13 protein-coding genes are annotated in these 13,679 nt (G+C 68.1%); 8 read left to right on the top strand and 5 right to left on the bottom strand.

All coding sequences use genetic code 11. The features are described from left to right. Positions 1-49: 49 nt before the first annotated feature. The 3 genes from AB0C30_RS07625 to AB0C30_RS07615 all read left to right on the top strand — a co-directional run bounded on the left by AB0C30_RS07625 (position 50) and on the right by AB0C30_RS07615 (position 2,169). Positions 50-580 (top strand): PadR family transcriptional regulator, encoded by a 531-nt coding sequence (locus AB0C30_RS07625; protein ID WP_357940706.1) that lies wholly within the window; start codon positions 50-52, stop codon positions 578-580. 96 nt (positions 581-676) lie between these two features. Continuing rightward, positions 677-1,696 carry an alpha/beta fold hydrolase gene (locus tag AB0C30_RS07620; RefSeq protein WP_357940704.1) on the top strand — a complete coding sequence of 340 codons (1,020 nt, stop codon included), beginning with the start codon at positions 677-679 and terminating at the stop codon, positions 1,694-1,696. A gap of 20 nt (positions 1,697-1,716) precedes the next feature. Further along, complete coding sequence (locus tag AB0C30_RS07615) at positions 1,717-2,169, top strand: nitroreductase family deazaflavin-dependent oxidoreductase (protein WP_357940702.1); 453 nt, start codon at positions 1,717-1,719, stop codon at positions 2,167-2,169. Between the two features lie 7 nt (positions 2,170-2,176). On the opposite strand, the gene AB0C30_RS07610 is transcribed toward AB0C30_RS07615, so the two are convergent. Next, a complete protein-coding gene (locus AB0C30_RS07610; RefSeq protein WP_357940700.1) occupies positions 2,177-4,852 on the bottom strand; it encodes a LuxR C-terminal-related transcriptional regulator in 2,676 nt (891 codons plus the stop codon). A gap of 303 nt (positions 4,853-5,155) precedes the next feature. Between AB0C30_RS07610 and AB0C30_RS07605 the strand changes: the two genes are divergently transcribed. Both AB0C30_RS07605 and AB0C30_RS07600 read left to right on the top strand, forming a co-directional pair. Next, entirely contained in the window at positions 5,156-5,761 is a 606-nt protein-coding gene (locus tag AB0C30_RS07605) for a dihydrofolate reductase family protein (protein ID WP_357940698.1), read from the top strand. 73 nt (positions 5,762-5,834) lie between these two features. Further along, the gene (locus AB0C30_RS07600; protein WP_357940696.1) at positions 5,835-6,299 is read left to right on the top strand and encodes a hypothetical protein; all 465 of its coding nucleotides are present in this window, start codon (positions 5,835-5,837) and stop codon (positions 6,297-6,299) included. Positions 6,300-6,339: 40 nt separating this feature from the next. Here the strand turns inward: AB0C30_RS07600 and AB0C30_RS07595 are convergent, their stop codons facing one another. After that, positions 6,340-6,741 carry an NUDIX domain-containing protein gene (locus tag AB0C30_RS07595; RefSeq protein ID WP_225289157.1) on the bottom strand — a complete coding sequence of 134 codons (402 nt, stop codon included), beginning with the start codon at positions 6,739-6,741 and terminating at the stop codon, positions 6,340-6,342. A 515-nt stretch (positions 6,742-7,256) separates the two neighbouring features. Here AB0C30_RS07595 and AB0C30_RS07590 point away from each other — a divergent pair. The 3 genes from AB0C30_RS07590 to AB0C30_RS07580 all read left to right on the top strand — a co-directional run bounded on the left by AB0C30_RS07590 (position 7,257) and on the right by AB0C30_RS07580 (position 10,478). Continuing rightward, positions 7,257-9,167, top strand: a complete 1,911-nt coding sequence (locus tag AB0C30_RS07590; protein WP_357940694.1) for a sialidase family protein — start codon at positions 7,257-7,259, stop codon at positions 9,165-9,167. A 221-nt stretch (positions 9,168-9,388) separates the two neighbouring features. Then, a complete protein-coding gene (locus tag AB0C30_RS07585; protein WP_357940692.1) occupies positions 9,389-10,123 on the top strand; it encodes a FadR/GntR family transcriptional regulator in 735 nt (244 codons plus the stop codon). A gap of 85 nt (positions 10,124-10,208) precedes the next feature. Beyond that, a complete protein-coding gene (locus tag AB0C30_RS07580; RefSeq protein WP_357940690.1) occupies positions 10,209-10,478 on the top strand; it encodes a hypothetical protein in 270 nt (89 codons plus the stop codon). Between the two features lie 190 nt (positions 10,479-10,668). Here AB0C30_RS07580 and AB0C30_RS07575 read toward each other — a convergent pair whose 3' ends face one another. From AB0C30_RS07575 to AB0C30_RS07565, 3 genes are read right to left on the bottom strand one after another with little or no spacing between them, the layout of a single operon-like run. After that, the gene (locus tag AB0C30_RS07575) at positions 10,669-10,986 is read right to left on the bottom strand and encodes a hypothetical protein (protein WP_357940688.1); all 318 of its coding nucleotides are present in this window, start codon (positions 10,984-10,986) and stop codon (positions 10,669-10,671) included. 15 nt (positions 10,987-11,001) lie between these two features. Further along, a complete protein-coding gene (locus AB0C30_RS07570; RefSeq protein ID WP_357940686.1) occupies positions 11,002-11,577 on the bottom strand; it encodes a GNAT family N-acetyltransferase in 576 nt (191 codons plus the stop codon). Further along, positions 11,564-13,675 carry a tetratricopeptide repeat protein gene (locus AB0C30_RS07565; protein ID WP_357941477.1) on the bottom strand — a complete coding sequence of 704 codons (2,112 nt, stop codon included), beginning with the start codon at positions 13,673-13,675 and terminating at the stop codon, positions 11,564-11,566. Before AB0C30_RS07565 ends, AB0C30_RS07570 begins: the two co-directional genes overlap by 14 nt. Between the last annotated feature and the right edge of the window lie 4 nt (positions 13,676-13,679).

Genomic DNA, 13,679 nt, shown 5'->3' with positions numbered 1-13,679 from the left:
GGGCGCGTGATCGGTGGGTACGACGTGCCCACGGCGAGTGAGGGAGACGATGTCGGCGACGCGACTGCTGGTCCTCGGCGTGGTACGGCTACACGGTCAGGCACACGGCTACCTGGTCGGATCCGAGCTGGATTCGTGGGAGGTCGCACAGTGGGCAGGGCTCAGGTCGGGGTCGATCTACCACGCTCTCCGCCAGCTGGCCAAGGACGGCCTGCTGGACGCCACCGAAGTGCACGAGTGGCCGGGCCGCATCGACTACGCCATCAATGACAAGGGCGAGGCCGAGTTCTTCGGGCTGCTGAGAAGTGCCCTGAGCGTGCCGGACCGACGTCCGGAACTGCTCGGCGCAGCCCTCGCGCTGCTGCCCGCCCTGCCTGAGAAGGAGGCGCTGGAGCTGCTCAAGGAGCGGTTGCGAGCGCTGGAGGTCGAGCAGGCGCGGATCGTGGCCGCGATGGACGAGCAAGAGCGGCCAAGGCACCTGAGGGAGCTGTTCGGCCTGCGCGCGGCGCAGGCGGCGAACGACGCGGCGTGGACCCGTGGCCTGATCGGCAGGTTGGAACGGGGCGACGAACCGGCCTGAGCGACCGGGATTCGAGTTGACGGTGGGGAGGCCGATGAGTCATAGTTCGATACCCAAATTTGGTTACCCAAATTTGGTTACCGATGAAGGAGTTCCATGCGCATCGCGGCAGCAGCAGCATTACTGGCGTTGATCTCGATTCCCACGACCACGATCCCGGCGGCGGCGAACGCCGCCACCACCTGCAGGACCGTCAGCGCCAAGGTGGCGATGACCGCCGGTGGCGCCGCCGACCAGCGCGTGGCCGGCACCCTCTGCCTGCCACGCGGCCGTGCCGCCAGCGTTCAGCTGCTCATCCCCGGCGGCTTCTATGGTCAGGCCTACTGGCAGATGCGCGGGGACCGGCGGCGGCCCTCGTTCGTCGAGACCATGACCGCCGCCGGGTACGCCACGCTGGCCATCGACCGCCTCGGCACCGGCGCGAGCTCGTACCCGCCCAGCGCCCGCTTCCAGCAGGACACCCACCAGATCGTCATCCGCCAGCTCATCCGGCAACTGCGCGAGGGGCGCCTCGGCGGCCCTCGCTTCGCCAAGGTCGTTCTGGTCGGCCACTCGCTCGGCTCGACCCTTGCCCGTACCCTGGCCGCCGCGCATCCGGCGGAGGTGGACGGCGTCATCCTGACCGGCGAGTCGAGTGTGCCCAACGAGGCCGCGTTCGAGCAGATGGGCGCGGGGATCTACCGGGCCGCCGACGATCCGCGCTTCGCCGACCGCGGGCTCGACGACGGCTATCTCACCACCCGGCCGGGCCTTCGGGCCACCTGGTTCTACCACCGGCCCAACGCCGACCCCGAAGTCATCGCCGCCGACGAGGCCGCCAAGACCACCGACGTCTTCCCGCCCGGCGACTCCTACACCCCGCCCTCGATCAACAAGAGCATCCAGGCGCCCGTACTGATCGTCAACGGCGAGCACGACAAGCTGCTGGCCGGAGCCCGCTCCTCCTCCGCCGCTCTCAGAAGTCAGGAGGCCCCCTTCTACGGCCCGCGCGCGAGGCTGGAGGCCATCGTGGTCCCCGGCACCGGGCACGTGCTGAACGCGCACCGCACCGCGCCCCGCTGGTTCGCGCAGGCACGCGAGTGGGCCGATCGCCGCGTGGGCGGGGCGGCCCGATGAGCCACGAAGAGGGTGGCCCAATGAGCCAGGAGCCGACTGACAGCCCGACCAAGTGGGTTGCCAGGCACGTCAACAGCTACGTCGAGTCCGGTGGCACCCGGGGCCACCTCTTCCACGGCGCGCCCACCCTACTGATCACCACCACCGGCCGCCGTTCAGGACTACCGCGCCGCACCGCGCTCATCTACGGCCGCGACGGCGACCGCTACCTCGTGGTCGCCTCCAACGGAGGCGCGGCCGACCATCCGCTCTGGTTCCACAACCTGCTCGCCCAGCCGCGGGTCAGGGTGCAGGTGGGCGCCGAGGTGTTCGACGCGGTGGCCCGCCCGGCGACCGCGGACGAGCGGCCCCACCTGTGGGAGACGATGACCGCGATATGGCCGCACTACACGGGCTATCAGCGAAAGGCGCCCAGGGAGATCCCGGTGGTCGTCATCGAGCAGACGGCCATGCCAGGCGGGCGCGGTCTTTAGATGGCCCCTACGGGTCGCGCGCCGAGAGCTTCAGTGTGCAGGTGTGCTCGAAGCGGGCGCCCATCCGGGCCCACAACTCGGCCGCACGGGACAGCGCGTCGAGGTCGGCGTACTGCCGGCCGGTCGCCCGTAACACGGTGGCCGCGACCCAGTCGTTGTCCCCGGTGTCCGCAGCGGCCGCGGCCAGGTCGGCTTCCGCACGCGGAAGCTCGGCGGCCACCGCGAGCTCGACAGCCGCGGCGCGGGCGAACGGCAGGTAGCGGGCCCGCGTCCGGTACTGCCAGGCGTGCTCGGCCAGTTCCGCCGCCCGGTCCAGATCACCGAGATGCAGCGCGATCCTGGCGTCGACGAAGGTGGTCAGCGGGGCCAGCCGAGACTGGAAGGAGCCGTTCTGGTGGGGAGCGGCGCTCTGCGCGGCGCGGTTCCGCCACCTTTCTACGTTGTCCCGGTCTTCGCGCAGGCCGTGGGCGAGGATGACGTACGGCATGGTGACCTGCATCCAGAACATCCGCGGCCGTCCGGCGCGCTGCCAGCCCTCCCACATGGCGTCGGCGAGCCGGATGGCCTCGTCGAGGTCGCCGCTGAGGACGACCATCGGAATGGTCTTGCTGGCGGTCAAATACGCGCTGTCGCCGGACAGGTCGCCGGTACCGATCAGCCGGGCGATGGTACGCGCGGCCGGCAGGTCGCCGGCGGCCACGGCGTCCAGGCAGGCGAGCGCCTGGGCGTCGTCGATCTCGGCGACGTACGCGGGCCTGTGCGGATCCGGGCCGGCCAGCAACTCCAGGCGCTCGCTGGTGATCTGATGCGCCTCGCGGCCACGGCCGTCGTTGGTCGCGACGGTACGCGCCGCGTCCAGGGCGGCGCTGATCAGGATCGGATCGCCGGTGACCCGTGCCGCCTTGACGGCGGCCGCGGCCAGGTCGAAATCGGGCTGAAGCACTTCGGGGTCGGCGGTCCAGGCGGCCGCGCAGGCCAGCCGGGCGGCGACGACCGGATCGTCGTGATCACCTGCCGCGGTCGCCTCGTCCAGGAGTTCGCGGCGCCGCCCGTACGGGATCGGACTGCGGAAGGTGACCGGGAACCGGCCGGCCAGCTCGACGGCGCGGGCCAGCGCGACGGCACGAGCGTTGCCGTCGCCTGCGGCGCGGGCCCGGTCGGCGGCGGCCAGCCACAGGTCGTACGCCCGGCTTGAGTCGTTGATCACCTGCGCGCAGTCGGCCGCGTGGCCGAGATCGTCGATCGCCTCCGCCGGCGTCGGCGCGCAACCGGCGGCGCGCTCGTACCAGTCGGTGGACGCGCGCAGGTACCCACGCGCGAAGGTGAGCCGGGCCAGCAGCCGGATGAGCTCATGGGTGTCCGGTGCCGTCGCCAGTGCGGCGCGCAGGTCACCCGCCACCCTGTCGAAGGTGGGATGCCAGTTCTCGCCGAGCCGCGCCGCGAGGCCGGTCGCGGTGTCGATGGCCCAGCTCAGGTACCGCCGCCGCACCAGGTCGCGCTCCGGGTCGCCGTCGAGCTGTTCGGCGGCGAACGCGCGGATGGTCTCCAGCAGCTGCCAGTTGCCCTGCCGGTGCCGGATCAGACTCTTGTCGACAAGCCTGCCCAGCAGGTCGGCGGCGTCAGGGGCGGGCAGGCCGGCGACGACGATGGCGGCCGGCAGGTCGAAGTCGCCGACGAACACGCTCAGCCGCCGGAACACGGCGCGCTCGTCCTCGGCGAGCAGGTCGTAACTCCAGCCGATCACCGCTCGAAGCGACCGATGCCGTACCACCGCCCCGCGACCTCCCGCCAGCAACCGCAGGTAGTCGCCCAGTCCGCTCAGCATCCCGGTGGCGCCGAGCGAGGCGCTGCGCGCCGCGGCCAGTTCGATCGCCAGCGGCAGACCGTCCAACCGGGCGCACAGATCCGTCACCGTCGCCGGGTCTAGTTGGTGGCCGGGGTGTGCCAGCTCGGCGCGGTCCCGGAACAGCTCTTCGGCGTCCGAACCGAGCGGGAGCGGCGCGAGGGGGTGTACCCGCTCGCCGGGGAGCCCGAGCCGCTCCCGGCTGGTCGCCAGGATCGTGGTGGGACAGGTGGCCAGGATCCGCTCGGCGAACTCGGCCACCGCGTCGGGCACATGCTCGCAGTTGTCGAGCACCAGCAGCGACGGGCCGCGCCGCAACCGGGCCACGACGGCCTGCTCCACCGGCTGTTCGGCATGCTCGGACACGCCCAGCACGGCGGCGATCGCCTGCCCGACCAGACCGTCTCGTACGGGCACCAGATCGACGAACGCCGCGCCGTAGCGATATCGCGACGCCGCCTCCTCCGCGACCACTCCGGCGAGGCGAGTCTTGCCCACCCCGCCCGGCCCGGCCAGCGTCACCAGCCGGCCGTCCGCCACGGCCGTCAGCACGGCGCCGACCTCGTCCCGCCGCCCGACGAAACTGGTCCGCGGGCGCGGCAGGCCGGCGATGGTCCCGGGCGGCGTGATCGTCTCATCGGTGGTCGCGGCGCGCGCGGCGAGCGCCTGCCGGTCGGTCACCCCGTACTTGCGCAGCAGCGAGGAGACGTGGCCCTCGACCGTACGGACGGAGATGTGCATGCCACGGGCGATCTGGGCGTTGGACAGTCCGGCGCCGAGCGCCGTCAGCACCTCGGCCTCCCGCGCCGAGATCTCGGGCCCGCTCACGTGGCCGGGCACGTGGCCTCCAGGTGGTGACCACGTGGCCGGTACGGATGTCCGCCGGCCGCCGTGCGCGCATGCTGGAGTCGAGTCGGGAGGTGAGAGTGATCGACGGCGGTTACGAAGCCATGACCCGAATCCACGACTGACCCGATCGGCCGCTCACCAGGCAGCATCCAGCCTCCCCTCGCAGACCACCGAACCAGATCCCCTCGCTGACCGAAGGAACGGGCCGGCGATGGCAGCGTAACCGGACCAGGCCGCTGGTGACGTGTCCTGGCGGTTGACGACTGAGCAGGCACGACCAGACAGGAGAAGTACATGAGCAGAGTGATCGTCGGCGCGACCGTATCCGCGGACGGCTTCATCGCCGATCGGAACGACAGCGTTGGGCCGCTGTTCGATTGGTACTTCAACGGCCCGCAGGAGTTGACCGTCGCACCCCACCAGTACCGGCCGAAGGGCGGATACCGACCGGCTCCCGCCAGCGCCGATCTGCTCCGCGACACCTGGCCGGCCATCGGCGCGGCCATCATCGGACGCCGTCTGTTCGACCTCACCGACGGCTGGGGCGGTCGGCCCGCCGTGGGTGATCACGTCTTCGTCCTCACCCACCGTTCCCCCGGTGACTGGCCGAGACGCTACCCCGAGGCTCCATTCCATTTCGTCACCGGCGGCCTGGAAGAGGCCGTGGCTCGCGCCAGGCAGGCGGCCGGCGACCGCACCATTTCCCTCTCCGCAGGCGATCTCGCCGGCCAGGCGGTCTGCGCCGGGCTGGTGGATCAGGTCGACATGTACGTCGCTCCGGTCCTGCTCGGCGACGGGATCCGGTTCTTCGGAGAACACAAGGTCCCCACCACCATGATGGAGAACCCGCGCATCGTGGCCGGCGACAGAGTCACCCATATCAGTTACGACATCCGCTGATGGCAATTCGATTAGCCAATTTTTGGCAAGCCATCTAGACAACAGGCTGACCGGAGATCCAGAGTTGATGACTATGGACCCGGCAAACGATGCGATCTTCGACCAGCCCGACCTCCTTTCCGTGCCCGACGCCGACCTCGAGGTCGCCACCACCTACCGCGTCACCGTTACCCGCACCGGAAAGCAATGGACCGCCACCGCCACCGACCTGCCCGGCGGGCACACCATCCAGGCCCAAGGCGCAAACTGGGTCGAAGTAAGGAGAAACATCGGCGGTCTCATCGTCGACCTGCTCAAGGACGAACCCGGCACGATCGGCCTCCGCGTCATCCCCGGAGACCCGGAGGCCGCCGCCGCCCTGGCGGCCGTCATCGAAGCCCGCCAGGCGCGCATGCTCGCCGAGCAGGCCGAACGTGACGCGGTACGCCACGCCGCCCGCCTCCTCATCGCCCAGGGATGGACCACCCGCGACGCGGGCAGCGCCATGCGACTGTCTCACCAGCGCATCTCCCAGATCGTCTCGGCCGCTACCCCGTAGGGCGTACGCGCTGCTCGCCCGCTTCAAAGCGGTTCTTGAGTCAGTGAAGCTGGCCGGTCTCGTGCAGGTGATCGAAGATGATCTGGTCCACGGGGGCCACACGATCGCGGGCGGCGTACGTCAGCCAGATGACTTCTTCGATCTCGCTGCTGGGAGTGGGTGTTCCGTGGTGATCGGCGGTGTAGCAGGTCATCTGCACGGCAACACCGTCGGCGTGGCCGTGTGCCTGCGCCTGGTAAGTGCCCACGTGGGTGGCTGTGGCGGGGTTGATGGCGACGGACAGTTCCTCATCGATCTCGCGAACGAGGGTGTCGAGATCGGTTTCGCCGGGTTCGCGCTTGCCGCCAGGCAGGTAGTAGACGTCCTTGCCGCGTGAGCGAGTGCTGAGGATTCTGCCGTCCCGCAGGTGGATCCAGGCGATCTTGTCGATGATGATGGCCATCGTGCGTCCCCCTCGCTGGTTGAGAACGGCCGATCGAGCGGCCGGTCCGTCCGGTCGTTCGATGAGTCTGCCACGGCGGGAGGGGGTTCCGGCGCGTACGCAGGGCGACCGCGCACGTACCAGGTCGCCGCTGGACTACGCGAGCCCATAACCGACCGCCCAGGTCCCGAGCCCACCCACGGCCAGGTGCGACGCCCAATCGGCGAGTCGGCCGCCGAGGCGGGCATGGCGGCTGCCGGACGAGGGGCTCCGCGCTGGAGTGCTTCGAGTTCTTGAGCCCCACAGGCCTGATCGCGCAGCAAAACCCCAGCTCACAGAACCGAAACCGAGTTTCTGAGCGAGCACCGCGAGTGCGCCGATGTCCCCGCCGTGGACTCTCTCGGGCCAGCCGGACGATCAGCTCGCGGACACATTCGCTCACTCGCGAACATCCTACATTCATCATCTGTTAAACATCCAACGTTGGACGTAGGATGTCCCCTCCATGACTGTCTCCTGTCAGGAAGGGCAAGGACATGCACGATGGTCACCCCCCAAAGGTCCGTACCGGGCGCCCCTGGCGCCGCCGGGCGGGCGCCGTAGTGGTGCTCGCCGGCTTACTCGTCAGCGGGTTAGGCGCGCCGGCGACCGCGGAGACCTTCCAGGCCGGCACAGCGAGCGACACCGCACCGTTCGTGGACGAGCAGGTGCTCTACAAGCAGGGCGACTTCGGGTACGGCTGCTTCCGGATCCCCGCCGTGGTGCGGGCCACGAACGGCATGGTCTTGGCGTTCGCCGAGGGGCGGGTGAAGGACTGCGGCGACGACGAGGACATCGACCTCGTGTTGCGCCGTTCCGCCGACGGCGGGCGGACCTGGGGACCGCTGCAGGTGATCTCGGAGGGCAACGGCACCACCCACGGCAACCCGGTGCCGATCGTTGACGAGCGTACCGGGCGGGTCGTGCTGGTGAGCACCCACAACGGTGGGGAGCCGTGCCCGAACGGCTGTGACCGCGACCCCTGGGTGCAGTTCAGTGACGACCACGGGGCGACCTGGTCGGCGGCCAGGGAGATGACCGAGGGCAAGCGTCCGGAGTGGAACTTCTGGTACGCCACCGGCCCGATGCACGGCATCCAGCTCAAGCTCGGCCCGCACGCCGGCCGGCTGGTCGTCGGAGCGAGTTTCGAAAGCTGGGACCGGGTCGGCAAGCACGTCTACGGCACGCACCTGCTCTACAGCGACGACAGCGGGGTGACCTGGAACATCGGCGCCGAGACGTCTCGCGACGACGGCACGGTCATCGCCCAGGAAGTCACCGTCGTCGAGCTCACCGACGGGCGGATCTACGCCTCGGCCCGCGAGCGCGGCACCGACGAGGGCAGCCGGGCGTACGCGACCAGCAGCGACAGCGGCGAGACATGGGACGCGCCGTTCCGCACCATGCCGGCGCTGGCGACGACCGACATCCAGGCGTCGCTGCTGCGGTTCGGCGAAAAGCGCATCCTCTTCTCCGCGCCGATGCACCCGGGCGCCCGGGAGGCGATGGGGATCCGGTCGTCCTACGACGAGGGGCGCCGCTTCGAGACGTGGGACGAGGGCAAGGTCTTCTACTGGGGCCCGTCGGCGTACTCGGACATGGTGCGCCTGGACGGCGACGAGGCGGCCCTGATGTACGAGGCCGGCAACATCACGCCGTACGAGCAGATCCGGTTCACGCGGTTCAACGAGGCGTACCTGGAGACGCCGAACGGCACCCCGCCCGGCATCCCCGGCCCCCCGGCGCCCGGCCCGACGACGCCGGACAACTCGCCGTACCGCAACCAGGCGTATGTCCGCGGTGGTGCGCAGACCACCGCTGGGCGGTTCGGCGGCGGGCTGGCCCTGGACCGGGTGGACGACCGGGTGGAGGTGCCGTTCAACGACAGCATCGACCTCGGTGCGAAGGACTTCACGCTGAGCTCCTGGATCCGGTATTCGGAGCAGACCGGCGCGCACACGATCCTCTGGTTCCACCGGGTGAACAGGGGCACCAACCCGCCGGCGCTGTGGCTGCGGGCCGAACCGGCCGGCAACCGCATCCGGGCGGTCCTCTCCGTCGACCGGTTCAACGTGACCGTGCAGTCGACGAGCGCGTACAACGACGGGCAGTGGCACTTCGTGGTGCTCCAGCGGGTACGTGGCGAGCTCCGGCTCCTGGTGGACGGCGTACAGGTCTCGTCGGCGGCGGCGCCGGCCGGTTCGGTGACCCTCGGCAAGGAGTTCGGGCTCGAGGGGATCCACGTCGGACAGCGGCTGGACGGTGTGGACCGCTTCCGCGGGACGCTGGACGAGGTACGCGTCTACCGGCGCGCCCTCGCGAGCACCGAACTGGACCTGATCCGACGGTTCAACCTCCCGATCGGCGGTCAGCTTGGCCTGCGGCTGCCGTTCGATCACGTCGGCTGAGAGGACACGAGCCGCTTGGCGATGGCGCTCCCGGGGTCACGTGGGCGCCATCGCCGCGCCTTGGCGCCGGCTGGGCTGAAGGCGGCGAGGAGCGAGAACGAGCAACGTCTGTCCGGTGGCCCGATTGTGTCGTCGGCGTAAAATCTCCTGCCCCGCCTGGCCTTCCGAGATCGAGAGGTGGGATGTTTGGACATACGGTCTTCGACGAGCCTGGGGGCAGCATGCGTATGCGTGACGGCATGTCGCTTCAGGAGCGCATCATCGCCATGATCCACGAGCGCGGACTGGCCCCCGGCTCACCGATGCCCACCGAAGTGCAATTGATGGATCTGCTGGGGGCGAGCCGCAACAGCGTCCGCGAGGCCGTACGGGCCCTGCGGGCGTTGGGCATCGTCGAGATCCGGCACGGACATGGGACGTTCGTCGGGCACGCGTCGCTCGACGTACTGACCCCGTCGCTTGCCTTCCGGGTGCGGTCGGGGCCGGGCGGCGGGATCCGCGCGCTCCAGGATCTGGTCGAGGTCCGCGAACTGCTCGAGACCGGGCTGGTCGCCCAGGTGGCCCAGAGCACCAGCGCCCCCCGGCTCGCCGCGTTGGACGCCCTGGTCAATGGCATGGATCGGGACCCGGAAGCCGATCGGGCGTTCCACGCGCTGCTGTACGAGTTGTGCGGCAACGAGTTGGTGCTGCAGCTGATCGGTCTGTTCTGGGACGTCTACCACGAGGTCGAGCCGACACTCGGCCCACCGGAGGAGCGGAGCGCGGAGATCGTCGTCAACCACCGCCGGATCGTGGCGGCGCTTCGAGCTCGGGACGCCGAGGCCGCCCAGGAAGCCATGCGGCTGCACTTCCGCGACGTCAAGGCGCGCATCGCGCGGGCGGAGGCCCGGCCGGTACCCGCGGCCGACCTGACCCGGCCGCCCGGCCATACCCGGTTACGCCAGGCCGACGGCTGATGTCCATGCCTAGGCCGAGGGCCTGACAGCCGCCTTCAGCGATTGAACGTAAGCGCTCGCCGTCGCGCAGTAGCTGTGCCCGCCGATGACTCCGGGCGAGGCGCTGGGCGACTGGTGGACACGCAGCGGCCGACCCTCGTCCGGCATCGACGACTACGAGCTCTACCTGCATGACGTCCCACACGAGCTGGCCGAACGAGTACTGGCCCACGACGGCGCGCTCGCCGAGAAGACGAGCATGGGGCGGGCGGGCCGCGAGCCCTGGTCGCTGGCCGCTGGCCCGACGTTCCGACGAAGTACCTGCACTGCCGCAGTGACCGCCTCTTTCCTCCCGACTTCGTACGCCGCCACGTGATGGAGCACCTCGGCATCATGCGCGGCAGCCACATGGCGATGCTGTCCCGGCCGGGCGAGCTGGCCGATTACCTGCTCCAGGTTCTGCCGTGACGGGACCAGGACCGCTTCGCGGCCGCGCCGTATTCACCAGGCCTATCGCGAGAGCCAAGTAGATCAACTCGGATCTCTGACCTGTCCTTGAACAGGGCTCAGAGGGTAATGTCACCGTGGATGTCGCGGGCCTGAATCACCTTGTTGGCGTGCCCCGTGAAGGAATTAGCGACGGAGCTGGCCTGTGCTTGGTTCCACAAGCCAAGACAGTCCTGACGAAACGCGGGATCCCGACTGAACTCCGCCTCAAGGGCGGCGGCGACCTTCTCCTCGGATTCGAGCACAGTCTGCCTGTCGCGAAATCGATCGCGGACACGGCGGGTCAGGTTGCTCAGTGCCGTGCCGGCGGACTCTCCTGCACGGGTCGCGATACCAGTGGCGACGGCACCGGCGATAGCAAGGGTAACTGGGTCCATACGGAGCTCCCCCTCTCAGGAATTGGGACTCAGCTGGGATAGGCACTCCAAGACGTAGACGTCCCAGTGCGGTGGAGTGACACCGGGCAAGGGTCCGTTTCTGCCTACATGGTGCCATCCAAGGTGACGATAGATGCTTTGCGCCTGCACTGCTGTCGGTTGTACGGACAAGATGGCCCGTTCCTCTGTTCGCGTGCCAAGCAGACGATTGATCATTCGACGGCCGATGCCGCGGCCTCGCTGGCGCGGGAGGACGGCTAAGCTAGTGAGCGTGTACGTCCTTCCGTCCCATTCACTGGTTAATTCAGACGGAAGTGATCCCGGAATGAAACGCCACCAACCGTGGTCGGCGGGCAGGCGGTGCCCGTACGCGTAGCCGACGAACCTGCTGCCCTGACAGGCTACAACCACGCCGAAGGTCGGGTCTTCGGCCAGGTGGCGCAGGTCTTCAGCATTCTCTCGCGAAGTGTCCGGTGTCCATGCGAAGGGCGACTTCAGGAAGACAGCATCGTGAATGGCACAAATGGCGCTGAACCAGCCTGAGGGAAGCTCGCCATTCTTCGACTTCAGAACGATGTCATTCCTCACCATTGTTAGCTTTTGCTCTTAGTTCTTCAGCCATTGCGCTCTCTCCGAAAGTGCTATACAACTCGGCGGCAGTCAGCCAGTTGTTGTGCGCGCTCGAGACGTCACCCAGTCGGTGATGTACGTCACCGAGCGCGGCCAGTGCCATCGCGAGACTCCGCCGGTCTTTGAAGCGGTCGAACGTTCTGGCCGCTCGCATCAGCGCTTCGATGGCCTCAGTGTCTCGGCTGAGTTTCACGAGCGCTCTGGAGAGCGGAAGCACGCCCCAGGCTTCGCTCCATTCGTCATTGATCTCGACAAAGATCCGAACAGCTTCGGCCCCCAGCGATACCGCCTCGTCGAAGTGACCCAGATGGGCAGCATGTTCCCCAAGGCTGAGCAGCGCCATGCCCTCCCCACGCCGCAACCCTCCTGCACGGAAGACCTCAAGGGCGGCTTGGAAGTAGTTACGCGCCTTCTCACGGTTCCTCATCTCCGCGTGAATCAGTCCGAGTCCTCTGAGGGAAAAACCGGTGAGCCATGCGTCGTCGGCGTCCCTGGCATATGAGAGAGCGCTCTCGTAATTGGCTATCGCACTTTCTCGTCTGCCTCCGCGCCAGTCCGCATCTCCTAGTGCGAAGACGTTCGAGGCCTCCCCCAGGCGGTCACCGAGAACTCGAGCAGCTTCGGCACCGGTACGGTGGATATTCTCCCACTCCTTCCAGTAGGAGTGAAGCTCAAAGAAGCCGTCGGCAACAACGGGCAGCTTCCATGCGATGTCGTACTGGCCGGTGTCCATGGCCTGGTTCACCGCGCCCAGAATATTCAGGCGCTCCACCTCAAGCCATTCCATGGCCGCCTCAGCGTCGGCAAATAGTGGATTCACGAGTTGCTCCTGTGGAACAAGGGGCACTTCGTGCGAGTAGAAGAGGATCGCTCTGCGACCAGCGTCGACGGCCAGGAGATACCAACTCAGGACCCGGCGAACCGCCAGCAGCTGGTCCTTCGCACTGGTCTCTTCCCGGAGACGTTCCTTCGCATATGCCCTCAGTAGGTCGTGCAATCGATAGCGACTCGCCGCCACCTTTTCCAGAAGATGCGTCGCAGATAGTGTGTCCAGAAGCCGCTTCGTGGCACGCTGATCGGTGGAATTGAGCAGTGCCATGGCTGCCTGCGTACACAACTCTCGGCCGGGATGAAGACCAAGCAACCGGAAGGCCCGCTGCATTTCGACTGAGAGCGCGCGGTATGACCAGGAGAAGGCGGCACGTACGTCGCTGAGTTCGTCTTCGCTCGAGGCGAGAGAGTCGAGCCTGTGCTGCTCCTCCTCGAGCTCGGCTACCAATTCCGTAAGCCCCAGTTCCGGTCTGTCCAACGCGCGTTCAGCCACGACTCGCAGCGCTAGCGGAAGATAGCCGCATAGTTCGGCCACACGGACTGCGGCCTGAGGTTCTGCGGCAACACGGGCCACGCCGATCACTTGTCCGAGCAGCGCGACGGCGTCGGGAGAACTGAGCACCTCCAGGGTCACACGAGCAGCCCCTTCTCTTGTTACCAACCCTGACAGGCTACTTCTGCTTGTGATCAAGGCAAAGCACCCGTTTGAGGCGGGAAGGAGCGGCCGTACCGTGGCGGTGTCAGCGGCGTTGTCCAAGACCACGAGCATTCGCCTGCCGCTGACGAGCGAGCGGAACAGCGAAGAGCGTTCCGCCAGGGTTTCAGGAATGCCCTCTTTCGGGACATTGAGCGCTCTCAGAAAGCTGTCGAGAGCCTGGTCAGCGCTAAGCGGTGCGCTCGGCCCGTAACCGCCGAGGTCGATAAAGAGTTCTCCGTCTGGAAAATGGTCACGCACCCGATGGGCCCAGTGCACGACGAGCGCGGTCTTGCCGACCCCCGGAGCTCCAGCCACGGCGGAGACTGCGCCCGTGCCGCTTCCCACCTCCAGAAGGCGGTCAAGCGCGGCCAGACTCTCGGCCCTGTTAACGAAGCCGCCCGACGGAAGGGGAAGCTGTCGCGGCAATGGAAGTGCCCGCGCCAGAGAAGTCAGGTTGATCGCGCCGTGCATGGTACCTATCTGCACGACGGAATTGGCGTCACCCGTAAATTCGCTGCCAGCGCTTTGCATTTCC

Source organism: Nonomuraea sp. NPDC048901 (assembly GCF_040649695.1).
Classification (GTDB): Bacteria; Actinomycetota; Actinomycetes; order Streptosporangiales; family Streptosporangiaceae; genus Nonomuraea.
This window is presented reverse-complemented; position numbering and strand designations above follow the sequence as displayed.

What these genes read in the sequence shown, in the direction of transcription:
- AB0C30_RS07565 (WP_357941477.1), bottom strand. Translation starts at nt 13,675, where the DNA reads ATGCAAAGCGCTGGCAGCGAATTTACGGGTGACGCCAATTCCGTCGTG.
- AB0C30_RS07590 (WP_357940694.1), top strand. Translation starts at nt 7,257, where the DNA reads ATGCACGATGGTCACCCCCCAAAGGTCCGTACCGGGCGCCCCTGGCGC.
- AB0C30_RS07580 (WP_357940690.1), top strand. Translation starts at nt 10,209, where the DNA reads ATGACTCCGGGCGAGGCGCTGGGCGACTGGTGGACACGCAGCGGCCGA.
- AB0C30_RS07570 (WP_357940686.1), bottom strand. Translation starts at nt 11,577, where the DNA reads ATGGTGAGGAATGACATCGTTCTGAAGTCGAAGAATGGCGAGCTTCCC.
- AB0C30_RS07615 (WP_357940702.1), top strand. Translation starts at nt 1,717, where the DNA reads ATGAGCCAGGAGCCGACTGACAGCCCGACCAAGTGGGTTGCCAGGCAC.
- AB0C30_RS07595 (WP_225289157.1), bottom strand. Translation starts at nt 6,741, where the DNA reads ATGGCCATCATCATCGACAAGATCGCCTGGATCCACCTGCGGGACGGC.
- AB0C30_RS07600 (WP_357940696.1), top strand. Translation starts at nt 5,835, where the DNA reads ATGGACCCGGCAAACGATGCGATCTTCGACCAGCCCGACCTCCTTTCC.
- AB0C30_RS07585 (WP_357940692.1), top strand. Translation starts at nt 9,389, where the DNA reads ATGCGTATGCGTGACGGCATGTCGCTTCAGGAGCGCATCATCGCCATG.
- AB0C30_RS07625 (WP_357940706.1), top strand. Translation starts at nt 50, where the DNA reads ATGTCGGCGACGCGACTGCTGGTCCTCGGCGTGGTACGGCTACACGGT.
- AB0C30_RS07620 (WP_357940704.1), top strand. Translation starts at nt 677, where the DNA reads ATGCGCATCGCGGCAGCAGCAGCATTACTGGCGTTGATCTCGATTCCC.
- AB0C30_RS07575 (WP_357940688.1), bottom strand. Translation starts at nt 10,986, where the DNA reads ATGGACCCAGTTACCCTTGCTATCGCCGGTGCCGTCGCCACTGGTATC.
- AB0C30_RS07605 (WP_357940698.1), top strand. Translation starts at nt 5,156, where the DNA reads ATGAGCAGAGTGATCGTCGGCGCGACCGTATCCGCGGACGGCTTCATC.